At 64.3% G+C, this 6080-nt stretch carries 5 protein-coding genes; 3 read left to right on the top strand and 2 right to left on the bottom strand.

What is annotated here, in order from left to right:
- The coding region (locus tag Q3C01_RS44455) for a glycerophosphodiester phosphodiesterase family protein (protein ID WP_458151663.1) at window positions 1–734 on the top strand (734 nt) is incomplete at its 5' end.
- Between the two features lie 119 nt (window positions 735–853).
- Here the strand turns inward: Q3C01_RS44455 and Q3C01_RS44450 are convergent.
- Window positions 854–3145, bottom strand: a complete 2292-nt coding sequence (locus Q3C01_RS44450; RefSeq protein WP_458151662.1) for a spermidine synthase — start codon at window positions 3143–3145, stop codon at window positions 854–856.
- 164 nt (window positions 3146–3309) lie between these two features.
- Between Q3C01_RS44450 and Q3C01_RS44445 the strand changes: the two genes are divergently transcribed.
- The gene (locus Q3C01_RS44445; protein WP_458151661.1) at window positions 3310–4920 is read left to right on the top strand and encodes a phytoene desaturase family protein; all 1611 of its coding nucleotides are present in this window, start codon (window positions 3310–3312) and stop codon (window positions 4918–4920) included.
- 290 nt (window positions 4921–5210) lie between these two features.
- Here Q3C01_RS44445 and Q3C01_RS44440 read toward each other — a convergent pair whose 3' ends face one another.
- Window positions 5211–5366, bottom strand: coding sequence for a Flp family type IVb pilin (locus Q3C01_RS44440; protein WP_156944231.1), 156 nt, complete (start codon window positions 5364–5366; stop codon window positions 5211–5213).
- Between the two features lie 171 nt (window positions 5367–5537).
- On the opposite strand from Q3C01_RS44440, the gene Q3C01_RS44435 reads away from it, so the two are divergent.
- The coding region (locus Q3C01_RS44435) for a 50S ribosomal protein L11 methyltransferase (protein WP_458151660.1) at window positions 5538–6080 on the top strand (543 nt) is incomplete at its 3' end.

The raw sequence follows: 6080 nt of genomic DNA, 5'->3' as shown, positions 1-6080 counted from the left end.
GCGGCTATGTCGCCGCGCCCGGTACGCCGTTCGTCAAGCTGCGGCTCGACGAGGTCAAGACATATGACGTCGGCCAGATCCGCCCCGACAGCGCCTACGCCAAGCAGTTCCCCGAGCAGCGCGCCCTGCAGGGGACGCGGATTCCGACGCTGAAGGAGGTGTTCGCGCTGGCGGAAAAATCCGGCAACACGCGCGTGCGCTTCAACATCGAGACCAAGATCGATCCGACCCATCCGGACGAGTCGCCGGATCCGCGAGCCTTTGTCACGCGGCTCCTCGGCGTCATCGACGCCGCGGGATTTTCGGGCCGCGTCATGATCCAGTCCTTCGACTGGCGGACGCTGCTTTTGGTCCAGCAGCAGGCGCCGAAAATTCCGACGGTCTACCTGACGCTGCAGCGCGGCTCGGCGCCGACCAACGCACTCGACCGCGCCACCGACTGGACGGCGGGCTTCAATCCAGCCGATCGCGGCGGCTCGCTGCCGCGCACGATCAAGGCGGCCGGCGGCGCGGTCTGGTCGCCCTATTTCGGTGACGTGACTGCGGCGCTGGTCACGGAAGCCCACGAGCTCGGCCTGCGCGTCGTCGTCTGGACCGTCAACAAAGCGGACGACATGGCTCGGATGATCGAGATCGGTGTCGACGGCATCATCTCCGATCGCCCCGACCTGCTGCGGCAAGTTGCCGGCGAAAGAGGCATCGTCCTGCCCGCGGGCACGCCGGTCAGTCCGTAAGTTTCTCCACTCGCGTCGCATCTGTAGCCCGGATGAAGCGCAGCGAAATCCGGGGCCGCCATCGGTCCAACGATATGACCCGGATTACGCTGCGCTTCATCCGGGCTACGGACTTTCATCTACTCCCCATCCCGCAGACGCCGATACAGCGCGCCGATGATGTTGGAGTAGTCGTCGGTCCAGACCCGCACCTTGTCGTCGGCCTCGGTCTCCTCCCATTGCTTGGAGGAAGCGAGCTTGCCGACATCGGCTTCCTCGCGCGCGGAGACGACGACGTCGGTCGAGAAGATGTAGTCGGCGTCCCGCCCCGAGTCCTCGTTGTAGACCCAGCTCTTGAGATCGTTGGCATCGGCAATCCCGACCACGACCGGCTCGAGGTCGAGATGGCGGTTGGAGATGTGCATCACGACCGCGCCGTGCGGAGCGAGCTTGTCCTTGTAGATCTTCATCGCTTCTTCGGTCGCAAGATGGATCGGGATCGCGTCCGAGGAGTAGGCATCGACGATGATGAGGTCGTAGATGCCGTCCGGCTCCTTGGCAAAGGTCAGCCGCGCATCGCCGATCACCGGCTTGAAATCGGGCGCGCAGCTCGAGATGTAGCGGAAATATTTGGGATCGCTCGCGGTATCGACCATGGTCTGATCGATCTCGAAGAACTTCCAGCTTTCGCCGGGCTCGGCGGCGCAGACGAGCGTGCCGGAGCCGACGCCGATGGCGGCAACCCTCAGCGGCGCGCCCTTACGCTCGCGTATCGCGGCGATGGCCTGACCGATGCCGCCATCCCGGTGGTAGTAGGTGATCGGCTCGGGCCGCCCCGCGACAGGCGTGCCGTCATTGTTGAGGAAGCGCTCGGCGCCGTGGATCGTGGTGCCGTGCATCAGCACGTGGAAATAGCCGCCGGGCGTCACAACGATCTTGTGCACGCCGAAGAAGCTGCGCACGGTCTCGACGCGGCCTTCATCCGCCGGATAGACGCGGGTCAGCGCCAGCGCGAGCACGATCGTTGCAAAGATCTTCCAGCGGTTGGCATTGAGCGCGAGCGCCAGAAGCGCTGCGAGCAGGCCGACGGCGCCGGCGATCCAGACGCGGTGATCCTCGAACCAGGTCGTGACCTGCTCTGGGATTTGGCCGGTCGAATAAGACGGCGCCACCAGCGCGATCGCGAGCGCGGCGAGCACGAGCCAGTACCACTTCATGACTGGAGCAAGCCGCTCGCCTGCCGATGGCCGGCATAGCGCGGCCAGCGCGATCAGGATCGGATATTCGGCGATCCAGGAGAAAGTGAAAGGCGCGACGAGGCCGGCGAACAGGCCACCCACCATGCCGCCGAATGACAGCGCGACATAGAAGCCGGTGAGATATTTTGCAGCCGGCCGCGTGCGCGCCAATTCGCCATGGCAGGCCATCGCGATGACAAAGAAGCAGAGCTGGTGGCCGCCCAGCGTCAGCAACAGGTTCTGTTCGCCGCCGAAAGCCAGCAAGATCACGGTGCCGGCGATCGCGAGCGGCTGAAGCATCAGCATCCATTTGTGCGGCAACAGCGGCCGCGACTGGAACACCAGCACCCAGGTCAGGAGATAAAGCGACAGCGGCACCACCCAGAGAAGCGGCGCGGCGGCGACGTCGGTCGAGATGTGCGCGGTCACCGCGATCAGAAGGCCGGAGGGCACCGCGGCAAGGAAGATCCAGCGTGCACGAACGACCCAGCTCGGCGCCGGCGAGCTCGTGTCCTCGGTCCGCGCATCAGCCGCCGCCAACGCCGGCGAGCGCAGCAGCAACACGCCACAGCCGGCGATCAGTAGGATCAAGAAACCATAGCCGCCGGTCCAGATCCAATTCTGGGTGCGCAGCGTGAATACCGGCTCGAGCAGCACCGGGTAGGACAACAGCGCGAGGAAGCTGCCGATGTTGGAGGCGGAGTAGAGGAAATAGGGATCGGGACCATCGGGGTGGCCGGTGCGGACGAACCACGCCTGCAACAGCGGATTGTTGGCGGCAAGCGCGAAGAATGGCAGCCCGATCGACACCGCGAACAGGCCAAGCAACCAGAACGCATAGCCCGAGGTCGGCGGCTCGCCGAACGAATGCGCGATCCCGAGCGGCAGCGTCAGCAAGGCCACCACCAGCAGCACCAGATGGATGGCGACAGGAATCGCGCGATTCCTGATCTGCATCAGGAAATGCGCATAGGCGTAGCCTGCGAGCAGCAACGACTGGAAGAACACCATCGCCACCGACCAAACCGCCGGCGAGCCGCCGAGCCGCGGCAGCACCATTTTCGTGAACAGCGGCTGCACCGAGAACAGCAGCAGCGCGCTGACGAAGATCGCGGCAGTGAAGACCGTCAGCACCAGCCGGTTGCGCGAGACGGACGGCTGCTCGGTGACGGCAGGAGGCACGATCGAATCCATGAAAGCTCCGGCAAAACCCCGGCGTCCGCCGGGCGCGCGCAATGGAGCACAAGGCGCATGAACGGGCAATAAATGGTGGGACTGTCGCGACAGGGAATGCCTGATATACAGGCGTCATTTCCGGGATCGCCTCTGCGGCGACAGTCGAGAATGTTGAAGCTTTCATGACCGAAACCGACGTCGTCATCATTGGCGCTGGCCACAATGGCCTCACCTGCGCGGCCTATCTCGCGATGGCGGGCCTGAGGGTGACGGTGGTCGAGCGGCGCAAGGTGGTCGGTGGGGCCGCGGTGACGGAAGAGTTCCATCCGGGTTTCCGCAATTCAGTCGCGGCCTATACGGTGAGCCTGCTCAATCCGCAGGTCATCAGCGATCTCAAGCTCGCCGAGCACGGCCTGCGCATAGTCGAGCGGCGTGCGCAGAATTTTCTGCCTGCGCCCGACGGCAACTATCTCCTCACCGGCGAGGGTCGAACGAAAGACTCCGTGGCCCGGCTCAGCGCGCACGATGCCGGCGCACTTGACGGCTTTTCGCGCGAGCTCGAGGCCATCGCCGACGTGCTGCGCCAGTTCGTGCTGCGCGCGCCGCCGAACCTCGTGGAGAGCTTTGGCGCGGGTGCGATTCGCGAGGCCCTCAACGCGGTTCAGAGCACCAACATCCTGCGCCGCTTGAGCCTGGAGCAGAGCCGCAGCCTGCTCGACCTCTTCACGCGGTCAGCCGGCGAGATGCTGGACGAGCGTTTCGAGCATGATCTCGTCAAGGCGCTGTTCGGCTTCGACGCCATCGTCGGCAATTATGCGAGTCCGTATGCAGCCGGCTCCGCCTACGTGATGCTGCACCACGCCTTCGGCGAGGTGAACGGCAAGAAGGGCGTCTGGGGCCACGCTATCGGCGGCATGGGCGCGATCACGCAGGCCATGGCGCGCTCCGCTCGCGACCAGGGCGTCGCGATTCAAACGGATGCCGGCGTGCGCGAAGTGATCGTCGAGCGTGATCGCGCTGTCGGCGTCGTACTCGAAAGCGGCGAGAGCATCCGTGCAAAATACGTTGCTGCGAACGTCAACCCAAAACTGCTCTACACGCGCCTCGTCGCGGCGGACGCGCTGCCGGCCGATTTCCTCGCCCGCATCCGGCACTGGAAGAACGGCTCTGGTACCTTCCGCATGAATGTCGCGCTGGATCGCCTGCCGTCGTTCACGGCGCTCCCAGGCGACGGCGATCATCTGACCTCCGGCATCATCATCGCGCCGAGTCTTGGTCATATGGACCGCGCCTATCTGGATGCGCGCGCGCAGGGCTGGAGCAGTTCACCTGTGGTGGAGATGCTGATCCCATCGACGCTCGATGACACGCTGGCGCCGGCGGGCAAGCACGTCGCGAGCCTGTTCTGCCAGCACGTCGCGCCGGAGTTGCCCGAGGGCAAATCGTGGGACGACCATCGCGAGGAGGTCGCCGACCTCATGATCGCGACAGTGGACAAATACGCGCCGGGCTTTGCCGCGAGCGTGCTCGGCCGTCAGATCCTGTCCCCGCTCGATCTCGAGCGGCAATTCGGCCTGCTCGGCGGCGACATCTTCCACGGCGCGCTAACGCTCAACCAGCTCTTCTCGGCGCGTCCGATGCTGGGACACGCCGACTACCGCGGGCCGCTGAAGGGCCTTTATCACTGCGGCTCCGGCGCCCATCCCGGCGGCGGCGTCACCGGCGCCCCCGGCCACAATGCGGCGCGCACGATTTTAAGGGATCACCGCTCTCCGTTCGCAGGCCGTGGATAGGCGTGTGGATGGCCTGTGGACAGGTCTGTCCGGCGCATGGGGAGAGGTCGCGCGGGGATCGCGCGGAAATCTGGGACCAGACCGGGGATATCCTTGGGACAAATTCGGGATATCCCTGTGGACCAGCCAGTAGATAAACACTGGCTTGAAGCGCTGGAATCCTGTGGGCCACCGGTGGTGTCTCAGACATCGCCGCCAAAAACGACTGCGCCCGCAAGGGACATTCCCCTGCGGGCGTCGGTCGATGTTTTCAATCAAATAGCCCCCGCTCGGGAAATGGAGGCGCGAAATTACTTCAAGTTGCTGCTAACTGAACCGAACTTGTCATTCAGGCTGGTGCCCAGGCTGTTGACCACGGTAATGATCGCCAAGGCGATGCCGGCTGCGATCAGACCGTATTCGATCGCGGTGGCGCCAGACTCATCGGACCAGAACTTTTGAACCATGCGCTTCAAGATTTTGCCTCCAATTTCCAGTTGCGTTGGCTGCACCCAACATCCGGTAATCTACGGATCGGAACCTAAAGTTGAATAAACGCGGGAACCACAAGTTTTGAGAATGATGCGAAGCGATAACTCATTAAATTGGATCGAACTGAGCGAGTGTAGCTGAGTAAAATGCCCCCCTCCCCCACCCACCGCGCGAGCTTTGCGATCGGCGACGAGGCCGCCGCCAAGCGCGTTGTCGACGTCCTGACCGAGATCTTTTTCGATGGCGACGCGGCGGTCGCCGCGTTCGAGCAGCCGGACGGGCGCTGGGACGTCACGCTGCACTTCGCGGATGCGCCGGATCAGGATTTCCTGAGGGGAATCATCGCTGAAACGGCAGGTAACGGGATCGCGGACACGCTGGTATTCGACAGCGTCGAGGCCAAGGATTGGGTCAAGGCCAGCCTCGAAGACCTCGTGCCCGTTCCGGCCGGACGCTTCGTCGTCCACGGCAGCCATGACCGCGACCGCGTGCCGCCGAACAAGCTCGCCATCGAGATCGAAGCGGCGCTGGCTTTCGGCACCGGCCATCACGGCACGACGCGTGGCTGTTTACTTCTGCTTGACCATGTCTTGAAACGTTCCCGACCGAACCGCGTGCTCGACCTCGGGACCGGAACCGGCGTGCTGGCGATCGCGGCGGCCAAGGCCATGCATAGCCCGGTGCTGGCG

Source organism: Bradyrhizobium sp. UFLA05-109 (assembly GCF_054185165.1).
This window is presented reverse-complemented; position numbering and strand designations above follow the sequence as displayed.

Excerpts from the sequence above, each read along its gene's own strand:
- Q3C01_RS44445 (WP_458151661.1), top strand. The coding sequence starts at position 3,310 with ATGACCGAAACCGACGTCGTCATCATTGGCGCTGGCCACAATGGCCTC.
- Q3C01_RS44440 (WP_156944231.1), bottom strand. The coding sequence starts at position 5,366 with ATGGTTCAAAAGTTCTGGTCCGATGAGTCTGGCGCCACCGCGATCGAA.
- Q3C01_RS44450 (WP_458151662.1), bottom strand. The coding sequence starts at position 3,145 with ATGGATTCGATCGTGCCTCCTGCCGTCACCGAGCAGCCGTCCGTCTCG.